The 21,445-nt window shown below is 70.2% G+C and carries 18 protein-coding genes; 12 read left to right on the forward strand and 6 right to left on the reverse strand.

Features of this window, described 5'->3' with window-relative positions; translation table 11 throughout:
* The first annotated feature begins 17 nt into the window (after positions 1-17).
* From ACTWPT_RS32200 to ACTWPT_RS32255, 12 genes are read left to right on the forward strand one after another with little or no spacing between them, the layout of a single operon-like run.
* A complete protein-coding gene (locus ACTWPT_RS32200) occupies positions 18-1,994 on the forward strand; it encodes an ABC transporter substrate-binding protein (protein WP_443181259.1) in 1,977 nt (658 codons plus the stop codon).
* A complete protein-coding gene (locus ACTWPT_RS32205; protein ID WP_443181260.1) occupies positions 1,994-2,989 on the forward strand; it encodes an ABC transporter permease in 996 nt (331 codons plus the stop codon). Before ACTWPT_RS32200 ends, ACTWPT_RS32205 begins: the two co-directional genes overlap by 1 nt.
* The gene (locus ACTWPT_RS32210) at positions 2,986-4,119 is read left to right on the forward strand and encodes an ABC transporter permease (RefSeq protein WP_443181261.1); all 1,134 of its coding nucleotides are present in this window, start codon (positions 2,986-2,988) and stop codon (positions 4,117-4,119) included. The genes ACTWPT_RS32205 and ACTWPT_RS32210 overlap by 4 nt, the downstream gene beginning before the upstream one ends.
* On the forward strand, positions 4,097-5,086 hold the full coding sequence (locus tag ACTWPT_RS32215; protein WP_443181262.1) for an ABC transporter ATP-binding protein: 990 nt from the start codon (positions 4,097-4,099) through the stop codon (positions 5,084-5,086). The genes ACTWPT_RS32210 and ACTWPT_RS32215 overlap by 23 nt, the downstream gene beginning before the upstream one ends.
* Positions 5,083-6,120, forward strand: a complete 1,038-nt coding sequence (locus ACTWPT_RS32220) for an ABC transporter ATP-binding protein (RefSeq protein ID WP_443181263.1) — start codon at positions 5,083-5,085, stop codon at positions 6,118-6,120. Before ACTWPT_RS32215 ends, ACTWPT_RS32220 begins: the two co-directional genes overlap by 4 nt.
* Positions 6,117-7,190, forward strand: a complete 1,074-nt coding sequence (locus ACTWPT_RS32225) for a sialidase family protein (RefSeq protein WP_443181264.1) — start codon at positions 6,117-6,119, stop codon at positions 7,188-7,190. The genes ACTWPT_RS32220 and ACTWPT_RS32225 overlap by 4 nt, the downstream gene beginning before the upstream one ends.
* Complete coding sequence (locus ACTWPT_RS32230) at positions 7,187-8,341, forward strand: sialidase family protein (RefSeq protein WP_443181265.1); 1,155 nt, start codon at positions 7,187-7,189, stop codon at positions 8,339-8,341. The genes ACTWPT_RS32225 and ACTWPT_RS32230 overlap by 4 nt, the downstream gene beginning before the upstream one ends.
* Positions 8,338-9,762 (forward strand): ABC transporter substrate-binding protein, encoded by a 1,425-nt coding sequence (locus ACTWPT_RS32235; RefSeq protein WP_443181266.1) that lies wholly within the window; start codon positions 8,338-8,340, stop codon positions 9,760-9,762. The genes ACTWPT_RS32230 and ACTWPT_RS32235 overlap by 4 nt, the downstream gene beginning before the upstream one ends.
* On the forward strand, positions 9,759-11,150 hold the full coding sequence (locus ACTWPT_RS32240; protein ID WP_443181267.1) for a DUF5060 domain-containing protein: 1,392 nt from the start codon (positions 9,759-9,761) through the stop codon (positions 11,148-11,150). The genes ACTWPT_RS32235 and ACTWPT_RS32240 overlap by 4 nt, the downstream gene beginning before the upstream one ends.
* On the forward strand, positions 11,147-12,154 hold the full coding sequence (locus ACTWPT_RS32245; protein WP_443181268.1) for a DUF5605 domain-containing protein: 1,008 nt from the start codon (positions 11,147-11,149) through the stop codon (positions 12,152-12,154). Before ACTWPT_RS32240 ends, ACTWPT_RS32245 begins: the two co-directional genes overlap by 4 nt.
* Complete coding sequence (locus ACTWPT_RS32250; protein WP_443181269.1) at positions 12,151-14,253, forward strand: hypothetical protein; 2,103 nt, start codon at positions 12,151-12,153, stop codon at positions 14,251-14,253. The genes ACTWPT_RS32245 and ACTWPT_RS32250 overlap by 4 nt, the downstream gene beginning before the upstream one ends.
* On the forward strand, positions 14,250-15,575 hold the full coding sequence (locus ACTWPT_RS32255) for a glycoside hydrolase family 28 protein (RefSeq protein ID WP_443181270.1): 1,326 nt from the start codon (positions 14,250-14,252) through the stop codon (positions 15,573-15,575). The genes ACTWPT_RS32250 and ACTWPT_RS32255 overlap by 4 nt, the downstream gene beginning before the upstream one ends.
* A gap of 39 nt (positions 15,576-15,614) precedes the next feature.
* Here the strand turns inward: ACTWPT_RS32255 and ACTWPT_RS32260 are convergent, their stop codons facing one another.
* The 6 genes from ACTWPT_RS32260 to egtA form a co-directional block, all read right to left on the reverse strand.
* The gene (locus ACTWPT_RS32260; protein ID WP_443181271.1) at positions 15,615-15,809 is read right to left on the reverse strand and encodes a hypothetical protein; all 195 of its coding nucleotides are present in this window, start codon (positions 15,807-15,809) and stop codon (positions 15,615-15,617) included.
* Between the two features lie 128 nt (positions 15,810-15,937).
* Positions 15,938-17,152, reverse strand: coding sequence for an ergothioneine biosynthesis PLP-dependent enzyme EgtE (egtE, locus tag ACTWPT_RS32265; protein WP_443181272.1), 1,215 nt, complete (start codon positions 17,150-17,152; stop codon positions 15,938-15,940).
* Positions 17,149-18,129, reverse strand: a complete 981-nt coding sequence (gene egtD, locus ACTWPT_RS32270; protein ID WP_443181273.1) for an L-histidine N(alpha)-methyltransferase — start codon at positions 18,127-18,129, stop codon at positions 17,149-17,151. Before egtD ends, egtE begins: the two co-directional genes overlap by 4 nt.
* Before the next feature lie 15 nt (positions 18,130-18,144).
* On the reverse strand, positions 18,145-18,855 hold the full coding sequence (gene egtC, locus ACTWPT_RS32275) for an ergothioneine biosynthesis protein EgtC (RefSeq protein ID WP_443181274.1): 711 nt from the start codon (positions 18,853-18,855) through the stop codon (positions 18,145-18,147).
* Positions 18,855-20,150 carry an ergothioneine biosynthesis protein EgtB gene (egtB, locus tag ACTWPT_RS32280; protein ID WP_443181275.1) on the reverse strand — a complete coding sequence of 432 codons (1,296 nt, stop codon included), beginning with the start codon at positions 20,148-20,150 and terminating at the stop codon, positions 18,855-18,857. The genes egtC and egtB overlap by 1 nt, the downstream gene beginning before the upstream one ends.
* The gene (gene egtA / locus ACTWPT_RS32285) at positions 20,147-21,400 is read right to left on the reverse strand and encodes an ergothioneine biosynthesis glutamate--cysteine ligase EgtA (RefSeq protein ID WP_443181276.1); all 1,254 of its coding nucleotides are present in this window, start codon (positions 21,398-21,400) and stop codon (positions 20,147-20,149) included. The genes egtB and egtA overlap by 4 nt, the downstream gene beginning before the upstream one ends.
* Between the last annotated feature and the right edge of the window lie 45 nt (positions 21,401-21,445).

The following is a 21,445-nucleotide window of genomic DNA, read 5'->3' on the forward strand; positions in this document are numbered from 1 at the left end:
AACGGAGCACGGACGACATGACAGAGCAACCGTTGACGAGGAGGAATCTGCTCGCCGGCGGAGGACTTCTCCTCCTGGCGTCGGGGTGCAGCTTTTTCGACACCCGGCCCAGTACGGGCGGGGCGGCGCAGGCCGCGGACCTGTCGGCCAAGGAGGCGCCCGCGCTGGCCGAGCTGGTCAAGAGCGGCAAGCTGCCGCCGCTGGAGCAGCGCCTGCCGAAGAACCCCCTGGTCGTCACCCCACTCCAGAGCCTGGGCAAGTACGGCGGCACGTGGGCCTCGGCCCTGGTCGGCGATGACGACATCGACTGGCTGACCAACACCATCGGCTACGAGCCGCTGGTCAGGCTCAAGCCCGGCACGAACGGCCAGCAGGGCGAGGGCGACATCGTGCCGAACGTGGCCGAGTTCGAGGTCAAGAACGGCGGCCGCGAATACGTCTTCCGTCTCCGCGAGGGCCTGAAGTGGTCCGACGGGCAGCCGTGCACGGCCGACGACATGATGTTCGCCTTCGAGGACGTCGCCACCTATCACGACCTGCACACGACCGGCATCTACGACCTCTACCTGGAGAACGACAGCACCACGGAGCGGGTCAAGGTCGAGAAGGTCGACGAGCTGACCGTCCGGTACGTCTACAAGCAGCCAAAGGCTGGCTTCCTCTTCCAGATCGCGGTCGCGACGTTCGAGCGGCCTGGCCCGATCGGGTTCCTGCTGCCCAAGCACTACCTCAAGCAGTTCCACAAGAAGTACAACCCGGACGCCGACCAGCTCGCCAAGGCGGAGCAGCTGGAGGACTGGGTGCAGTTGTTCATGCAGAAGCAGGACCCGTGGCACAACGCCGACCAGCCCACGCTGCACGCCTGGAAGGTGACCCAGCCCATCGGCAAGGGCACGGCGCTGGTGGCCGAGCGCAACCCGTACTACTGGAAGGTCGACCAGCAGGGGCGGCAGCTGCCGTACTTCGACCGGTACAGGGCGGACATCCTCGGCGACGTCCAGGTGGAGCTGCTGAAGATCATGAACGGCGAGCTCGGCCTGCAGCTGCGGAACTTCAACACGCCGGAGAACAAGCCGGTGGTGGCGCAGAATGCGGCCAAGGGCAAGTACCGGCTGTTCAACGTGCCGAGCCGGATCTGCAACGCGATGATCATCCAGTTCAACCAGACGCACGCGGACGAGAAGCTGCGCGAGTTGTTCAGGAAGAAGGACTTCAGGATCGGGCTGTCGTACGCGATCAACCGCAGGGAGATCATCGACGGCGTGTACGCGGGCCAGGGCGAGCCGTGGCAGGCCGCGCCCTCCAAGCGCAACGCGGTCTACGACGAGACGTTCGCCAAGCAGTACACCGAGTACGACGCCGCCAAGGCGAACGAGCACCTCGACAAGGCGGGGCTGACCAAGAAGGACGCCGACGGCAAACGGCTCGGCCCCGACGGCAAGCCGCTGATGATCACAGTCATGGCCAGCACCGAGTTCCCGCACCACGTCGAGGCGCTGGAGTTCGTGAAGAAGGGCTGGGACGCGGTCGGGGTCGGGCTGCGCGTGGACCCGGTGTCGCCGACGTTGTTCACCGAGCGCACGATGGCGAACCAGCCGCAGGCCAGCACCTACACGTGCAACGACTTCGACATCATCACCGGCACCGGCGGCGACCACTACTACGTGCCGAGCAACTCCGGCAGCGCCCGTTATGCGATCCGCTGGGCGCAGTGGTACGGCAGCCACGGCGAGAGCGGCGACGAGCCGCCCGAGCGGGTGCGCGAGCAGCTCGACCTGTTCACCAAGATGCGTACGGAGGTCGCCTACGACAAGGCGCTCGGCTACGCCAAGCAGGTCGTGGAGATCTCTGCGGAGCAGTTCTACGCCATCGGGATCAGCTCGTACCCGGACGAGTACGGCGTCGTACTCAACAGTTTCAAGAACGTGCCGGAAGCGATGTCCGTCTGCCCGGTGAACCCCGGTCCGACCCAGCCTGAGCAGTATTCGCTGTAATGCTGGGATATTTCGGCCGCCGCCTCCTCTACGTGGTAGTGACGCTGTGGGCGATCTCCATCGTCACGTTCGTCGTCATCAACCTGCCGCCCGGCGACTACGTCTCCACGCTCGTCGCCAACGCGCAGGCAGGCGGCGAGGGCATCACCCCGCAGGAGATCGCCAACCTCAGGAACCGGTACGGCGTCGATGATCCGATCCTCGTGCAGTATTGGCGCTGGATCAGCGCGATCGTGCTTCACGGCGACTTCGGTCAATCGTTTGCCTGGAAGCAGCCGGTGTCCACGCTCATCGGCGAGCGGGTCGCACTGTCGGCGATCCTGTCGATCAGCTCGCTGCTGATGGTGTGGGCGATCGCGTTCCCGATCGGCATCTACAGCGCGGTCAAGCAGTACTCGTGGGGCGACTACACGGCCTCCTTCTTCGGGTTCATCGGGATGGCGGTCCCGGAGTTCATGCTGGCGCTGGTCCTCATGTACGTGGGGTTCCGGTTCTTCGGGCAGAGCGTGGGCGGGCTGTTCTCTCCCGAGTTCCAGGAGGCGGACTGGAATCTGGGCAAGGTCCTCGACCTGCTGGGCCACCTGTGGGTGCCGATCGCGGTGATCGCGGTGTCGGGCACGGCCGGCATGATCCGCGTCACCCGGGCGAACCTGCTGGACGAGCTCTACCGGCCCTACGTGCACACGGCCAGGGCCAAGGGGCTGCCGGAGTGGAAGCTGCTGCTGAAGTATCCGGTGCGCATGTCGCTGAGCCCGTTCTTCAGCACCGTGGGCTGGCTGCTGCCGGGCCTGATCGGCGGGGAGACGATCGTGTCGGTGGTGATGAGCCTGCCGACCGGCGGCCCCCTGCTGCTGAGCGGGGTCATGAGCCAGGACATGTATCTGGTCGGCAGCTTCATCATGATCCTCAGCATGCTGACCGTGATCGGGACGCTGCTGAGCGACCTGGCGCTGGCGTGGTGGGACCCGCGAATCCGCAGACGATACACCTCATGATCCTCAACAGGGAGCAGCGGATGAATGACGCGGGAGCTCTGCCGCAGTGGCGGCTGATGTGGCGGCAGTTCCGCCGGCACCGGTTGGCGCTGGCCGGCCTGGCCATCCTGGTGCCGGTGTACTTCGTGGCCGTCTTCGCGGAGTTCTTCGCGCCGATGTCCAGTTCCACCGCGAACACGACCATGACGTACGCGCCGCCCCAGATGCCGCGCTACGCCAGCGACCTCGGCCTGTACGTGTACGGCTACCGCACCGAGCGCGACCCGATGACGTACGAGCAGCGCTACACCGTCGACGAGAGCAAGCGCGTCGACGTCGGCTTCTTCGTGCACGGCGACGAGTACAAGCTCCTCGGCCTGATCCCGTCCGACGTACACCTGGTCGGCTCGGTCACCAAGGGGCAGCCGTTCTTCCTGCTGGGGTCCGACCAGAACGGCCGGGACCTGCTGTCCAGGCTGATCCACGGCGCGCGGGTGTCGTTGTCGATCGGGCTGGTCGGAGTGGCGGCGAGCTTCTTGCTCGGCATGCTCATAGGCGGCATTTCCGGATATTTCGGGGGCGGCGTGGACAACGTCGTCCAGCGCGTCATCGAGTTCATCATCGCGATCCCCACGTTGCCGCTGTGGATGGCGCTCTCGGCGGCGATGCCCCAGGACTGGGGGCCGCTCACGCGGTACTTCGCGATCACCGTGATCCTGTCGCTGATCGGCTGGACCGGGCTGGCCAGGGACGTGCGTGGCCGGTTCCTGTCGCTGCGCGAGGAGGACTTCGTCACGGCGGCGCGGCTGGACGGCGTGGGCCGGCTGTCGATCATCTTCCGGCACATGATCCCGTCGTTCGCCAGCCACATCATCGCGTCGTTGTCGCTGGCCATCCCCGGCATGATCCTCGGCGAGACCAGCCTGAGCTTCCTCGGCCTGGGGTTGCAGGCGCCGGCGGTGAGCTGGGGCGTGCTGCTGGAGGGCGCGCAGAACGTGCGCGTGGTGGCGAACGCGCCCTGGCTGCTGGCGCCGGGCGTCGCGGTGGTGGTCGTCGTGGTGGCCATGAACTTCTTCGGTGACGGGCTGCGGGATGCCGCAGATCCTTACGGGAACAGGGGGATGCGGCGTGCCCGCCGACGTGTTGCTTGAGATCGAGGACCTGCGTACCCACTTCCTGCTCGACGACGGCGACGTGCGCGCGGTGGACGGCGTGGATCTGACGGTGCGCAGGGGTGAGACGCTGGCCATCGTCGGCGAGTCGGGCTGCGGCAAGAGCGTCATGGCCCGCTCGATCCTGCGCCTGGTGGACCGGCCGGGGCAGATCGTGGGCGGGCGGATCACGCTGCACCGCGACGGCGGCCCGGTCGAGCTGGTCGGCGCGGACCGCAAGGTGCTGCGGCAGGTCAGGTGGCGGGACATCGCGATGGTGTTCCAGGAGCCGATGGCGTCGCTGAGCCTGGTGCACACGATCGGCAGCCAGATCGTGGAGGCGGTCCGGCTGCACGAGAACGTCGGCAAGGCCGCCGCCCGCCGGCGCGCCATCGAGATGCTGGAGCGGGTCGGCATCCCGATGCCGCAGCGGCGGGTGGACTCCTACCCGTTCGAGCTGAGCGGTGGGATGCGGCAGCGGGCGATGATCGCGATGGCGCTGGCGTGCCGGCCGGGGTTGCTGATCGCCGACGAGCCGACGACCGCGTTGGACGTCACCACCCAGGCGCAGATCCTCGACCTGCTGGCCGACCTCCAGGAGGAGTTCGGCATGGCGATCATGCTGATCACGCACGACCTCGGGGTCGCCGCGCAGGTGGCCGACAGCATGGCGGTCATGTACCTGGGCCGGGTCGTCGAGTACGGACCGGCCGAGCGAGTGCTGGGCGAGCCGCGGCATCCGTACACGCGGGCACTGCTGCGGTCACTGCCACGTCTGGGGCGCAGAACCCGGTTGTCAGCGATCAAGGGCATGGTGCCGCCGCCGTACGCGCGGCCGGAAGGGTGCGCGTTCCATCCGCGCTGCGACAGCGTGCTGGCGGGGCGGTGCGAGACGGTCATGCCGCACCGGATCCCGGTGGGTGACCGCGAGGTCTCCTGCCTGCTGTTCGAGGAGGAGCCGGCATGACACCGCTGCTCCAGATCGAGGGCCTCACGAAGCACTTCCCCGTCCGCAGCGGGTTGCTCGGGCGGCAGGTGGGCGCGGTGAAGGCGGTCGACCACGTGGACCTGACCATCGCGGCAGGCAGCACGCTCGGCCTGGTCGGCGAGTCGGGCTGCGGTAAGACCACGCTCGGGCGGTGCATCGTGCGGGCGCACGACCCGACCGGCGGGCGCATGCTCTACCGGTGGCCGGACGGCTCGATGATCGACGTGGCCGGGCTGAAGGAGAAGGAGCTCAAGCCGTACCGCGCGCAGGTGCGGATGATCTTCCAGGATCCGCACTCGTCGCTCAACCCACGCAAGACGCTCCGCGAGATCATCGGCGAGCCGATGCGGGCCCACAGGTGGGGCACGAAGGACGAGATCGACGCGCGCGTAGGCGACCTGCTCGAGCGGGTGGGCCTGCGTCCCGAGTACGCCGACCGCTACCCGCACGCCTTCAGCGGCGGCGAGCGGCAACGGGTCGGCATCGCGCGGGCGCTGGCCCTGGAGCCGCGGCTGGTGGTCGCGGACGAGGCGGTGAGCGCGCTGGACGTGTCGGTGCGGGCCCAGATCCTGAACCTACTGGCCGACCTGCGGGAGGAGTCGGGTCTGGCGTATCTGTTCGTGAGCCACGACCTGAGCATCATCGAGCACGTCGCGGACGTGGTCGCGGTCATGTACCTGGGCCGGGTGGTCGAGCAGGGCAAGACCGAGGAACTGTACGGGCGGCCGCTGCACCCGTACACGGAAGCGTTGTTGTCGGCGGTGCCCGATCCGGATCCCGCAGCCAAGCGGCACCGTGAGCGGATCAAGCTGCTGGGCGACGTCGCCGACCCGGCGCACCCGCCGCCCGGCTGCCCGTTCCACCCGCGCTGCGTGTACGCGAAGGACGTGTGCCGGACGGACGCGCCGCCGCTCCGCGAGGTTCAGGGGCGCAGCGTCGCCTGCCACTTCGCCGAGGAGCTCGAGCTGCGGGGTGTGCCGGACCCGGACCTGCGTGAGGACGTGAGCGCATGAGCGAGCGAAGCGAGCGACCAATCAACAGAGCCGACCCCCGTTTCGACGGCATCGTCCGAGCCACGTCGCCCGGCACCCGTGAGGCGCTGCTCCCCGCGCCGCACGGGCCGGACAACCACGCGGCCAACCTGCTGCGCACGCGTGCCGGCGACCTGCTGTGCGCCTGGTTCAGCGGCCCCGAGGAAGGCCATCCCGGCACGAACGTCGTGCTCGCCCGCCTGACCGACGGCCGCTGGGAGCCCCCTCGGCTGGTCGCCACCGACCCGGAGCGCAGCGAGCAGAACCCGGTGCTGTTCGAGGGCGGCGACGGGCAGATCTGGCTGCTGCACACCTCCAGCGAGCCGTACGACCAGACGACGGCGCACGTCGTGGCCAGGACCTCGGCGGACGCGGGACGTACGTGGAGCGAGCCGCGCGTGTTGTTCGCCGAACCCGGGATCTTCGTCCGGCACCCGCCGCTGATCCTCGGCGACGGGACCTGGCTGCTGCCCGCCTACCACTGCGGGACCTCTGGTGACCGCAGCGTCGTCACCATCAGCGAGGACGGCGGCGGCACATGGCAGGAGCACCCTGTTCCCGGCAGCGGCGACCTGGTGCAGATGACGATCGCCGCGCGACCCGACGGCGGTCTCCTGGCGTTCTTCCGTGATCGGCGGGCGGGCCGGATCCACGCCTCGACCTCGACGGACGGCCGCTCGTGGAGGCCGCCTGAGCGGACGGCGCTGCCGAACAACGACTCCTCCGTCCAGCTCACGAGGCTCGGCGACGGACGGCTCGCGCTCGTCTACAACGACGCGAGCCTGGAGCGCGACCAATTCAGATGGGTGACCAAGAACGGGAAGCGGCGCAGGAAGGCCCTGCGCACCCCCTTGGCGCTCGCGGTGTCGGAGGACGGCGGCGCGAGCTGGCCGTACCGGCGGGTCCTGCAGGACGCCGACCGCGAGTACCGGCAGAACGAGCTCGGCTATTCCTATCCGAGCGTCATCGACGGCGGCGACGGCGCCCTCATGCACGTCGCCTTTTCCTACCTGCGGAAGACCATCAAATATCTGGAGATTGCAACGCGATGAAATTCCGGCAGAGCATTTTGTACGGCGCCCTCGCGGTGGCCGTCGGAGCGGTCCCGTACCTTTCAGGGGACGAGACGGTGGTGGAGCCCACCGGCGGGTACGCCTGCCGCCAGGACGTGGCACCGCCCGACCCGGCCGTGCGCAGAGTGCACTCCGCGACCCTGGCGCAGGCGCCGCAGGGCGACCTGCTGACCGTTTACTACGGCGGGACCAACGAGGGCGCCTCCGACCAGGCGCTCTATCTGTCCCGCCTGGCGGCGGGCAAGCGGACGTGGTCCAAGCCGGAGGTGGTCTTCGACGAGCCCGGGAAGGCCGACGGCAACCCGGTGCTGTGGTCGGACGGCAAGCGGGTCTACCTGTTCTTCGTGACGATCGAGGGGCACGGTTGGGAGCAGGCCGCGATCCGGCTGATCACCTCGGACGACGGCGGCCACACCTGGAGCGCCCCCGCCTCCATCCGCAAGGAGTGGGGGTGGATGGTCGGCACCAACCCGATCCGCATGTCCAACGGCGAGGTGCTGCTGCCGATCTACGACGAGGCCGGCTCCAGCTCCGGGTTCTACGTCTTCAGCCAGGACATGACCTCGTGGCAGCCGTACGGCTGGATCCGCACGCCGGAGGGCTCGATCCAGCCGTCGGTGGTGGAGGTGGAGCCGGGACGGCTGGTGGCGTACCTGCGTACAGGCGATGGCGCCATCTACAAGAGCGAGTCGACGGACTTCGCGCGCACCTGGAGCGCGCCCGTGGCCGAGCCCATCGGCAACCCGAACTCGCGGATCGCCGCACTCAAGCTGGACAGCGGCAAGCTCGTGCTCGCCTACAACCCGTGGGTGCAGCACCGCTCCCCCATGCGGCTGTCGCTGTCGCCCGACAAGGGGCGGACGTGGGAGCACACGGTGGACGTGGAAGCACAGTCCGGGCCCCAGTTCACCTACCCGCTGCTGACCCAGAGCAGCGACGGTTACGTGCACATGGTCTATTCCTACAACCGCAACAACATCCGGCACGTCGTCTTCAACGAGCAATATCTGCGCGACGCGGTCGGCCTGCTCTCCAATTACCCGGAGCACACCATCACCGAATTCAAGAACGGCGTCCGGCGAAATGTCGTGCGCCAATGCAGCTATGCGCCCTCGAAGGAGACTGCATGACCGGGAAGGCCCTCGCGCTGCTCGCGCTCGCCGCCACCGTGATCACCGTCCCCGCCGACGCCTCCGCGGCCGCCTGCACGGACATCCCGAACAAGTACAACAAGCCGTTCAGCGTCTGCGACGACGAGCTGTTCGTCTTCGCCGCCAACTACAAGCCGTTCGAGGGGACCGTCGACGCGAACCGGCAGGGCACCAGGGTCTTCGACGAGGTCATCGGCAACAGGCTGCGGGCGGCGTTCCCCAACGTCAAGATCAAGTACGCGACGTGGGACCTGCCGATCCGGTACGAGGACATCAAGAAGGCCGGCGTCGTCCCCGACATCGTCATCGACGACCCGCGCACCCGCATCGACCGGGACCTGGAGCCGCTGGGCTGGGTGGGCGACCTCACGCCGTCGCTGCAGCAGGCCGGCATCGACCTGGGCACGCTCAACAAGGCAGCGGTCGAGCTGGTCAAGTCGCGTTCCGACGGCGGCGTCTACGGGGTGCCGCTGTTCATCGACGAGCACCTGCTGCTCTACAACAAGAAGATCTTCGACAAGTTCCGCGCGCCGTACCCCAAGCCGGGGATGACGTACGACGAGGCGTACAGGCTGGCCAAGCGCCTGACCAGGGACGACGGCCTGGACCACTACAAGGGCTACATGCAGCACCCCGACCAGTATCTGGAGTTCAACCAGCTGGGGCTGTATCCGTTCCAGCCCACGACGGGCGAGGAGCCCAAGCCCGAGGACGTCAAGGTCAGCATCACCGGCGACGGCTGGAAGCAGCAGGTGGAGAGCCTGTACCGATTCCTGCTGATCCCGCGCAACGAGTTCACCACCGTCAACGACTTCTTCAAGGGCGACATGAGCAGGCCGGGCCACCTGGCCATGGCGGTCGAGACGCTGTCCAGGCTGAACATGTACGCCGGACACGAGCTGTTCATCGAGGACGGCGACGAGGAGTCGTTCGCCGAGTCGGCCAAGAGCGTCGACATCGGCGTCTCGGCGGTGCCGGTGCTGACGGCCGGGTCGAAGGCGGTCTACCAGCCGAACGTGCGGGCCGCGTTCATTCCCCCGGGGTCGGCGAAGAAGGAGCAGGCGCTCGCCATCGTGAAGTGGCTGGTGTCCGAGGAGGGCCAGACGGAGCTGTCCCGGCAGGGCGTCAAGGCGGTCCTGCAGACCCCGGGCGTGGTGTCGAGCTTCGGCAAGAGCGTGCCCGAGCTGGCGAAGATCGACACCACGGCCGTGTACTGGGGCGAGAACGCCGCCGTGACGAACTACCAGAACACCGAGTACTGGGACCTGCCGCTGTGGCAGGTGTTCCGCCAGCATGTGCTGCGCGACGGCATGACGCCTGAGCAGTCGCTGACGGTGGCCGAGCAGCAGGACATCCCCGCCTACATCAAGGCGCAGGCCGCCGCGGGGAAGGACTGGTGAGCCATTCCCCGTCCGTGGAGCGCTGGGGCGTCCACGAGATCAAGCTGGCCGGTCCTGCCGACGGGAACCCCTTCGCGGAGGTGCGCCTGTCGGCCCGGTACCAGTACCGCAACCGGATCGTGGAGGCCGAGGGCTTCTACGACGGCGACGGCGTCTACCGCGTCCGGTTCATGCCGGACGCGGTGGGTCCGTGGCGGTTCACCACCGTCAGCAATGTGGATGAGCTGGACGGCGTTTCCGGAGGGTTCGAGGCGACCCCGCCCGGTGCCGGGAACCACGGTCCGGTGCGGGCGGTGGCAACGGGGTTCGCGTATGCGGACGGCACGCCGTACCTGCCGTTCGGCACGACCTGCTACCACTGGACACACGACATGGACGAGGCCCGGGAGCGCGAGACCTTGCGCACGCTCGCGGTCTCGCCCTTCAACAAAGTCCGCATGTGCGTGTTGCCGACCGGCCGGATGAAGCCGCCGGAGGTGCCGTTCGCCGGCGAGGATCCGCACGGGCTGGACAAGACACGGTTCAACCCGGTCTTCTTCCGCCACCTGGAGGCCAGGGTCGCCGACCTGCGCGATCTCGGCGTCGAGGCCGACGTGATCCTCTTCCACCCGTACGACGAGGGCCTGCGCGGGATCGAGGACATGGGCCGCGACACCGACCACGCCTACCTGCGGTACGTCATCGCGCGGCTGGCCGCGTACCGCAACGTGTGGTGGTCGGCCGCCAATGAGTACGACTTCAACCCGGCCAAGACGGTCGCCGACTGGGACGACATCCTGCGCACGATCCAGCGGCTGGACCCGTACGAGCATCTGCGGTCCATCCACAACGGGACGCGCATGTACGAGGTCGCGACCCTGTACGACTTCACCAAGCCCTGGGTGACGCACCAGAGCATCCAGCACTGGGACGCCACCCCGACCGACGCCTGGCTACGGGCCTGCCAGAAACCAGTGGTGATCGACGAGATCGCCTACGAGGGCGACGCGGGCAAACGGTGGGGCAACATCACCGGGGCCGAGCTGGTGGAGCGGTTCTGGGAGGGCATGGCGCGCGGCGGGTACGTCGGGCACGGCGAGGTGCTGAGCGGCGGGCCCGGGCGGCCGTGGCTGGGCAACGGCGGCACGCTGCTCGGGGAGAGCCCGGCCAGGATCGCCTTCCTTCGCACGATCATGGAGGAGCGCCGGGACGGCACGATCCTGCGGTACCTGGGGCGGCGGCAACCCGCACAGGTCACGGTCGAGCTGCCGCCCGAGCGCGGCTACAAGGTCGAGCTGATCGACACGTGGAACATGACCATCACCCCGGTGGACAGGGGGCACCGGGGCCGGGTGCGGGTGGGGTTGCCGCGGCGGCCGTACCTGGCGTTGCGGATGACGAGGACATGATGATCTTCACTTCCATGGGGACCACGGCGCTCGGCTGGCATCTGCACGGCGAGAAGCGGCGCGCGCGGACGCTCGCCGCGCTGGAATCGTCGCCGTTCGACCGGGTGCGGATGGCGGCCTTCGCCTCACGATGCTCGCTCGACTCCCTGGAGGAGCGGGTGGCCGAACTGGGCGCGATCGGGGTGACCGCGGAGCTGGTGCTGCTGCATCCCGGCGACGGGGTGGCGGACGCGGGGGCGGCGGCCCGGTACGTGGCGGAGGTGGTGCCGCGGTTCGCCGCGTACCCGAACGTGTGGTGGTCGCTGACCACCGACCCTTCACCTTTTCCCGATATTTCCGAGCATGACTGGGTGCGGCTGGCCGAGTTGGTGGCCGAGGAGGACCCCGGCCACCGTCCCGTGTCCATCACCGTTCCGGCGGACTCGCCGCTGCTGTGGCGGCGGGCGTTCACGCACGGGAGCGTGCGTGCGCGCAGTCCGCGGGACGCGTGGATGGAGACGCGGGATCACCACAAGCCGGTGTTGATGGACATGTGCGGATATGAGGGTGATGTGGATGACCCGTGGCGGAGCCTGACCGCCGAGGAGGTTGTCGCCCAGGCGTGGGACGGGGCGGTGCGCCGCCGGCCTGTGACGCATGGGGAGTCGTACCTGGACGAGGACGGTCTGACCTGGGCGGAGGCCGGAGGGACGCTGGCGGGCGCGGCCGTGGCGCGGCTGGCGGTGCTGCGGCGGGTGCTCGCCGAGACGCCGGTGGAAGCGCGTTACCGGGACAGGGACGCGCCGATGCTGGAGGTTCCCGGCGAGTTCTACCTGGAGTTCTGCGGGGAGCATCGGTTTCCGCAGCGGGAGTTCGACGTGCCGCCGGGGAGGTACGAGGTCGAGGTGATCGACACGTGGGAGATGACGGTCGACTCGCTGGGGGTGCGGGAAGGCGGCACGCTGACGGTGCCGCTCCCGGCGACCACCGGCCAGGCCATCCGCCTGCGGCGCCGCCGCCTATGACGTCAACGGGGTCCGGGGTGGTGGCCGCACTCGCGGAGGCGGGCGGGAAGCTGGTCGAGGTCGTGGCGGGCCCAGGCGGGCCCGAAGTGTGCCTGCGTCGCCGCGACGCGGACGGCCCGCACCTGCGGGCGCCACTGCACAGCGTGCTCACTGCCTCCACGGGCCGCCCTTGGCGCATCGAGCCCGCCCGCCCGGGCTCCGTCCGGGTGCGGCAGGCGAACCCGCCCGGCAGGACCGCCGTGCTCGCCGCCCCGACCGGCGTCGCCACCGGCGCGGCGGGCGGGGTCGTGGTGGTGACAGCCGGGATCGGGCCGCTCAGTGCCCGGCTGGAGCTGACTTTCACCCCCGATGGCCTGCTCGCCGTCACCACCACGTGGCGCAACGACTCCGACCGCGAGATCACCGACGTGGCGGTCGGGCTCCTGCTGCCGATCCCCTGCGCCGACGCCCACGTCACCATGCCCGGCGTCCTCTACAACGGCAACCCCTCCTCCGACCCCGACCGCCGGGTCCCCCGCATCGACCGCGGCGGTTACGTGTGCGAGGAGCACCGCCTGCCCATCCCCGCCGTCAACGCCGCCTGGGACGGCCGCTACGTCAGCCTGTTCGCCCACCCCACGGCCCGCCGCGCCCAGGACGGCACCGTCGCCTACGACTCCTTGGGCGTGGTGCGATCACCGAATGGCCTCACGGCGGCGGCCATGTCGGGTGTGATCATGTTCGACGGCGAGCCGGACGTCTGCTACGTGAGCAAGGCTGAGGTGGCGGACCGGCCGATCGGCTACCGGGACCTGGCCCCCGGGGAGACGATCAGCACCCGCCACACCCTCGATTGGGGCTCGGTCGAGCCGCGCGGGTTCGGGTTCAGGACGCTCGTTCATACAGCCCCTCGCCTCTATCAGGAGACAGGGGCCAGGCCGCTCCCCCTCACGGAGATCATCCGGCTGAAGACGACGGCCATGGACGCACGCTGGGCGGGCACCGGCTACCTCGCCTACCAGGGCACCCGCCACCGCCGCCCCCGCTCGTACCTGTACGGCTGGACAGGACAGTGCATGAAGCTGGCCCGCTGCGACGCCCTGCTGGGGCTCGACTGCGACGAGCCCGAGCGGGTCGAGCGCGCCCGCCGCGCCGCGGACTTCTACGTCGAGGGCAGCGCAACGCCGGTGCGCGGCGTGCGCTCCGGCCGCTACCTGCTCGACGACGGCACGTGGGAGATGTTCCGCAAGGACGGCGCCGAGTTCGTCTCCAGCCGCGCCCACGGCGAGACGATCGCCGACCTGGCCGAGTTGGCGCTCCAGTTCCGGGAGGCGGGCCTGGAAGTACCGCCGGCGTGGGAGGAGGCGGTGGAGGACGCCGCCGCGCTCTTCTGGCACACGAGGCTGCCCGAGGGCGTCGTCCCGCTCGGCTGGACCCCGGAGGGCACGCCGGTCACGCGCCTGGTCTCCGCCGCGGGAGCCGCCTGCGTGCAGGCCATGCTGGGGGCGTACCGGCTCAGCGGCGAGCGCGTGTGGCTGCTGCGGGCCGAGGAGGTGCTCAGCCGCTACCACCGGCTGCACGCGGCCACGTTCGAGCGGCCGTTCGCGCACGCCACCCTGGACGCCTCCGGCGAGGACAAGGAGGCCGGGATGTACTACTTCCAGGCCGCCTTCGACCTGTACCGCCTGACCGGCCGCGAGGTGTACGCGGAGTGGGCGGAGGCGGCGGCCGCATGGCTGCTGACGTTCGTCTACGTGTGGTCGCCGGAGTTCGACGCGGGCAGCACGTTCGAGCGGCGCGGCTTCAAGGCGTGCGGCTGGCCGTCGGTCAGCGTGCAGAACCACCACCTCGACGTGTTCTTCCCAACTTCCGAGCTCATGGAGTTCGGCCTGGCGACCGGCCGCCCCGGGTACGCGGAGCGGGCAGAGACGATCCTGCACGCCATGGGCCAGGGCGTCTGCACCGAGCCCGGCGACTGGGGCTTCGAGACGCCCGGGGAGCAGGGTGAGGGGTTCTTCCAGACCAACTGGCAGCGCAAGGGCGAGGCGAACACGTGGAACCCGTCCTGGGTCATCGCGCTGCCCCTCTATCACGCGCTGCGCATCAGGAAGGTGTCATGAACGAAGCGGAGGCCTGGCGGTACGCGGACGAGATCCGGGACCGGGTCCGCCCGCCCGAGTTCCCCGACCGGTGGTTCGACCTCACCGACTTCAGTTCTGGGGAGGAGTGGACCAGGGCGTTCCAGGCCGCCATCAAGGAGTGTCACGAGGCGGGCGGCGGCCACGTGCGGGTGCCCGCGGGGACGTACCCGACCGGCGCGATCCACCTGCTCAGCAACGTCGACCTGCACGTGGAGGCAGGCGCCCGGATCCTGTTCAGCACCGATCCCGCCGACTACCTGCCGGCCGTGTTCACCCGTTTCTCGGCCATCGAGTGCTACAACTACTCGCCCTTCATCTACGCGCACGGTCAGGAGAACATCGCCGTCACCGGTGGCGGGGTGCTGGACGGCGCGGCGGGGCCGGAGCACTGGTGGCCGTGGGTCGGGACGCCGGAGTTCGGCTGGCGACCGGGCATGCCGCACGAGGCGGAGGACTGGGCAGAATTGCAACGTATGGCGGCGGAGGGGGTGCCGGTCGAGGAGCGCGCGTTCGGGGCGGGCCATTACCTGCGACCCAACATGATCCAGCCGTACCTGTGCCGCAATGTGCTCATCGAAGGCGTCAGGATCGTCCGCTCCCCCATGTGGGAGATCCATCCGGTACGGTGCGAGAACGTCCTCGTGAGAAACGTGTCGATCCACTCGCGCGGCCCCAACAACGACGGCTGCGACCCGGAGTCGTGCCGGTCGGTGGTGATCTCGGGCTGCGTGTTCGACGTCGGCGACGACTGCATCGCCATCAAAGCCGGACGAGGCCCCGACGGACGGCGCGTCGGGGTCGCGTGCGAGGACGTGCTGATCGAGGACTGCGACATGCGCTACCGATACGGCTCGGTCGCCATCGGCACCGACACGACCGGAGGCATCCGCAATGTGTTCGTCCGCCGTTGCCGCTGGGGCGGACCGGGGCTCTACTTCGGCCTCTACATCAAAACGAACTCGGTGCGCGGCGGCTTCGTGGAGAACGTCTTCGTGAAGGACGTGGAGATCAGCGAGCTCACCAAGGAGGCGGTCTCGATCGACCTCTATCACGGCGACGGGCACACGGGCGACGAGAGCCCGGTGGTCCGCAACATCAACGTGACGGGGATACGGAGCGACCGGACGCGGAGCGCGTACCTGCTGCGGGGCTATCCCGAGCAGCCGCTGCGGGAGATCACGATCAGGGACAGCTCGTTCAACCGGGTCGAGCGGGCCGACGTGGCGAACGACATCAAGGGCTTCGCGGTGTCGGCCGTCACGGTGGGCGGATCGCCGGTCGAGCTGGAGCCGGACGTCTAGCAGGCTGTCCAGCCTGCGACGCTGCGATTACACAGAAGCTCAGAGCTTGATCACGTCGAGACCGGGCATCTCGTCGTAGGCCGAATCCTGAGTGACGATGACCATGGGTTCAAAGCGCCCGGCGAGTTGGTGGGCGGACAGCCGCCGGGCCGATGTCTCGGCGTCGCGAGCCTGGAGCACACCTAGCCTGAGCTCGCCGAGTGTCACCACTGAGACGCCCCATTCGTAGTCCACGAACCGAGCGGTACCTCGACAGCAGAGACCCACATGCCACAAGCGTAGAAGCTGCGCGACGTCCGTAGCAAGATCTACATGGCTAACCACTCGTGAACGTGGCCGGCGGTCTCGTTCTCCTCGATCTCTCAGCCCGTGAGGACGCGGGCGAGGGTGTGCAGGATCTCCGGGGCCGTTCCGGGTGGTGGGGAGACGCGGAGCACGGGCTCGCGTAGATCCAAAGGGGCGCGGGCGACGGGTGCGACACCCACGAGCAGGCCCGCCTGGGCCGCGCGTGATCGGGCGCTGTCGGTTGAGTCGCCCGGCGGCGGTCTGAGGGTCACGATGGCGGAGGGCTCGTCGAGCGGCTCGACCACCCGCCAGCCGCCGACGCCGTCAAGGATGCGCCGCGCCATGCCGCCGAGGCCCGCCAGGTGGGCGTGCACGGCGGCGGGATCGAGGGCTCGGTGTTCCTGTGCCGCAACGCCGAGCCCGATCCGGGCCGCGATCGCGCCCTCCGAGCCTTCGTACCGGATCGCGCCGGGCAGCGGAGACAGCTCGTCCAGGATCGCCCCCGTCGGAGACGGCTCGTCGCCGAGCGCCCATGATGGCCGGCCAGCCGCCCAGACGTGGCCGCCGAGCGTCGGGGCGGCGGCGTCCATCTCCGGGGTGAGGCCTGGCACGATGAGGAAGCCGACGCCGCGCGGCCCGGCCAGCCACTTGCGGGACGTGCCCACATAGGCGGTCGCGCCCACGTCGCCGACGCGTACCTGGCCGACGGACTGGCAGATGTCCAGCACCAGCGCCACCCCGGCGGCCCGGCACAGTGCGCCGATCTCCGCGGCGGGCTGCACGACTCCCCGGTGGGAGGCGATGTGGACCACGCTGACCAGGTCCAGGCCCGCCGACAACATGGATCGCAGCCCGTCCAGGTCGAGGCGGGAGTCGTCGTCCGCGGGCAGTTCGACGAGCGTCCAGCCACGTTCCCAGGCCAGGCGGCGCAGCAACATCAGCGTGCTGCCGTACTCCGTACGGGCGAAGCCGACGCGGCTGCCCGGTGGCAGCCGCCAGCCGCCGAGCAGCGCCGCCATCGCCGCCGTCCCGCTCTCCAGGAACGCGACGTCGGCGGGACCCGCCCCGACCAGGGCAGCCAGCGCCGACCGGGCCGGGATGAGGTCCGGCTGGGCCGCGTAGCCGCCGCGCTCCCGCTCCAGCCGCAGGTGGGCGACCACGGCGTCGAACGTGCGGTCGCTGGGCACGTTGCACCCGGCGGCGTCCAGCAGCCCGGGCGGCACGACGGTCCGCGCCGCCCGCCAGGCCTGCGCGACGACGGTCTCCCCGTTCAGCCGGCTCGCGGCGGTCACGCCTCGGCCAGGAGGAGGGCGAAGTCGCCGGCCGGGTCGGTGTACCAGCGGCGCATGGCGAAACCGGCGGCCGCCAGTTCGCGGCGCAAACCGTCCGGGCGGAACTTGGCGCTGATCTCGGTACGCGTCTCCTCCCCTTCGGCGAAGTCCACGGTCAGGCCGAGCCCGCCGATCCGCACCCGCATGGCCCTGGAGGCGCGCAGCCGCATCTCGATCCAGTCGTTGCGCTCGTCGTACAGGGCGACGTGCTCGAAGGCGTCCGGCTCGAACCCGGCGTCCAGCTGCCGGTTGACGACGTGCAGCACGTTGCGGTTGAAGGCGGCCGTCACCCCGGCCACGTCGTCGTAAGCCGCGACCAGCCGCCCCCGGTCCTTCACCAGGTCCGCCCCGAGCAGGAACGTGTCCCCGGGGAGGAGGCTGTCGCGTACCTCCTTCAAGAAGACCTCCCGGGCGGCGGGATCCAGGTTCCCGATGGTGCCGCCGAGGAAGGCCACCATCCGCCGCCCTGTCCGCGGCAGCAGGCGCAAATGCCGTTCGAAGTCGGCGCACACGGCCTGGACGGCGAGCCCCGGGTAGCGGGCGGCCAGCCGGTGCGCCGCCGACCGCAGCGTGACCGCGTCCACGTCCACCGGCGTGTAGCGGCGCAGCGTCCCGGCCTCGGTGAGGGCGTCGAGCAGCAGGACGGTCTTCTCGCTGGTCCCCGACCCCAGCTCGACCAGCGTGTCCGCGCCGCTGGCCGCCGCGAGCTCGCCGGCCCGCGCCCGGAGGATGGCCAGCTCGCGCCGGGTGGGGTAGTACTCGGGCAACCGGGTGATCTGGGAGAACAGGTCGCTGCCCACCTCGTCGTAGAACCACTTGGGCGGCAACCATTTGGGGGTCGCGGTCAGGCCGGTTCTGACGTCGTGTTCGAGGGCGTTGCGCAGGTAGTCGCGGTCAAGATGGTTGATCAACTGCACGGTGGACTGGCTGATAGGCACAAGATCTCCTGGGAGTCACAAAGGCTGGACGCGTACGCCATCGGAGGAGGTGGCGAGCAGCAGGCTCCGCTCCGGCACGGCCTGCCACCCGGGCAGGTCGTCGAGCGGCTCGCTCGCCACGAGCACGCCGTCCTCTGAGGGGCGGTGGAAGAGGGTGTCGCCCCAGACGGTCGCGGCGAGCGACGTGCCGTCGGAGGCGAGCAGGTTCAGGCGGGCGCCGGGGTCGTGCGCCCCGGCTTTCAAGACGACCTCGGAGAGCGACTGGCCGAGGTCGAGCCCGGTACGCAGCCGCTGGAACACGGCGGCGGCGAGCCAGGCCGAGTCGCAGGCGCTCTCGGCAGCGTCGGCGAGGTCCCTGACCGCGTCCCGCGCGACGCGGCCGTTGTGGCTGAGCAGCCACGGCCCGTCGGTGAAGGGCGCGGTGGCACTCTCCTCGACCGGCATGCCGGAGGTGGCGCAGCGCACGGCCGCAAGCAGGCAGCCGGAGCGGGCCACCTGCGCGAGCGCGGGCAGGTTGGCGTCCGCCCAGATCGGGATCGAACGGCGGTAACGGATGGGTTCGGCGCGGGCCGGGTCGTACCAGCCCATGCCGAAGCCGTCGGCGTTGACCGTGCCGTGCCGCTGCTGCCGGGGCGCGTAGGACTGCGTGTGCAAACCGTGCTCGGGCTCGTGGATGAGCGTGGCGGCGGGTCTCGGCGCGCCGAGCCAGGCCGCGTGGCGGCACACTAGCGCTGCTCCGCGGTGCGGGCGCAGCGGAACCCGGTGAAAATCTGCCGGCGGATCGGATAGTCCCAGTTCCTGAACGTGGTGCGGACCGCGGCGGGGTCCGCCGCCCACGAGCCGCCGCGCAGCACGCGGTAGTCCCGGCCGAAGAAGACCTCGCTGTACTCGCGGTAGGGGAAGGCGCTGAAGCCGGGGTAGCCGCCGAACCAGGTGTCGGTCCACTCCCACACGTCTCCGACCATCTGCTCGGCCCCGTACGGGCTCGCCCCGCCGGGGTAGGCGCCGAGCGGTGCGGGCCGGGCCGCCCGGTGCCCGAGGTTGGCGAGCTCCGGGGTGGGGTCCTGATCGCCCCACGGGTACTTGCGGGCCCGGCCCGCCGCGGCGTCCCAGCCGCACGCCTTCTCCCACTCGGCCTCGGTGGGCAGCCGTTTGCCCGCCCAGCGGGCGTAGGCGTCGGCCTCGTACCAGCACACGTGCTGGACCGGCTCATCCATCGGCACGGGCTCGGTGCGGCCGAACCGGCTGCGCCACCACGTGCCACCGTCCTTGACCCAGAACAGCGGGGCGAAGACGCCGCTCTCCTGCCGCCACCGCCACCCCTCGGGCGTCCACCAGCGCTGGTCGTGGTAGCCACCGTCCTCGATGAACGCGGCGTAGGCGGCGTTGCCGACGGGCAGCCGATCGATCCAATAGGCGGGCAGGTCGATCCGGTGGGCGGGGCGTTCGTTGTCGTAGGCCCAGGGCAGGGTGTCGGTGCCCATCAGGAACGAGCCTGCGGGGACGTACACCTCCTCCGCGCCGCCCGCGCGACCGGGCGGCAGGTCGCTGTCGCGTACCATGCCGGGCTGACGCGACAGCTGCAGCGTGGCGAGCATGGTCTCGTCGTGCTGGTGCTCGTGCTGGATCACCAGGCCGAACACGAACCCGTCGCGACGCAGCGGGCTCGGGTCCTCCAGGTCGACGGCGTCCAGGACGTCGAGCACGCGGCCGCGTACGCCGCCGATGTAGTCCCGGGCCTCGGCCGGGCGCAGGAACGGCAGCGTGGGCCGATCCTTGCGCGGGGTCTTGAAGGCGTCGTAGATGTCGTCGATCTCGGGCCGGAGCGGCGTGATGCCCGCCGCCGCCCGCAACACCCACAGCTCCTCGTAGTTGCCGACGTGCGCGAGGTCCCATACCAGGGGCGACATCAGCGGCGAGTGCTGGCGGACGAGCAAATCCTCATCCGCCTCCGTATAGGTCAGCGACCGGTCGCGCACCGCGATCAGCTGGGCCGCGATGCGTTCCTTGAAGTCGTTCACACTCGTCCCCCTTCGGTCAGCCAGGCCTCCGGGCCCAGATCTATGAGGTCGGCCGCCGGCGAGCGGCCGGGTGTCACGTGCCGGTCGGCGAAGGCGGCCACCTCGCCGACCAGGGCGGGCGTCGCGCCCAGGCGGGGCAGCGCCTCGAGCGCGGCGCGGAAGCACGCCTCCGCCGCTTTTGCCAGCCGCGGGTCCGCCAGCCCGCACCGCGCGGCCTCCGCCCACATCTCCCGGTACGGTTCCGCGGCGGCCAGCGCCGCGTCGGCGGCCCGGTCGTCGGCGATGAGCGCGCAGGTCACGGCCACGCACACCGGCCAGGTCGCCGGGTGCTGGGCGTCGAGGTAGCGGATCTCCAGCCAGCCGCGGGGGCGTACCGGAGGGAACACCGTCGTGGCGTGGTAGGCCAGATCCGCCGCGGTGGGCTCGCCGGTCGCCAGCCAGTCGCGGAAGGTCGAGCCGTCGCGGACCGGCCGGCAGCGGTTTCCGTCCTCCCGCACCATCATGAGCCGGGCGTCGAGCAGATAGTCCGCCCAGTCGGCGGCCGGGTCACCGGACCCGCGGACGGGGGCCGTCCTGGTGGGGTCAAGGTGTTCCCACACGGCCTGACGGCCGGACATCCAGCCACAGGTGCGGCCGGCGCTGAGCGGGGAGTTGGCGAAGGCCGCGGTCAGGACGGGGCCCAGCAGGTGCGCCCGCTCCCAGCGGGTCTCCGGCCGCTCACCCAGGTCCAGGTTGACCTGGATGGAGGCCGTCGAGCACATCATCAGCGGCCCGTAGGGACCACCGAAGAACTCCGCCATGGCCTCGTACCTGGGCAGGCTCAACTGGCGCCGGGGCGGCCGTACCGGATCGAGGCCCACGCCCACCAGCGCCAGGCCCGCGGCCGCGAGGGCGCGGCGGGCGACGTCCAGGTCGGCGGCCAGCGCGTCGATCGCGCCGGGCAGCGGCCCCGCGGCCCCGGAGAGCTCCAGCTGGCCGCCCGGCTCGAACGTCACCCGGCTCCCGCCGGGCAGCGCAGGCAACGCCCGCGCGACCTCCTCCAGCGGCACGTGCCTGGCGGACTCGGCCTGGTCGAAAATCAGGAACTCCAGCTCGACGCCCACCCGGTCGCCGCCGCCTGCGCGGAAGCACCGGCGGGCGTAATCCGCCACTTCCGAGGCGTCGTCGAGCGGCGCATCCGCACTGTCCGCCGTTTCGGAGGCCCCCTCGGTCTCTGAGTCGTCCTCGATCGGCGTCGGCCCGGTCGTCACGTGGCGCATGGGTCTACAGACCCGCGAGCCACGTAAGCGTTACAG

The organism is Nonomuraea sp. 3N208 (assembly GCF_052245935.1).
GTDB lineage: Bacteria > Actinomycetota > Actinomycetes > Streptosporangiales > Streptosporangiaceae > Nonomuraea.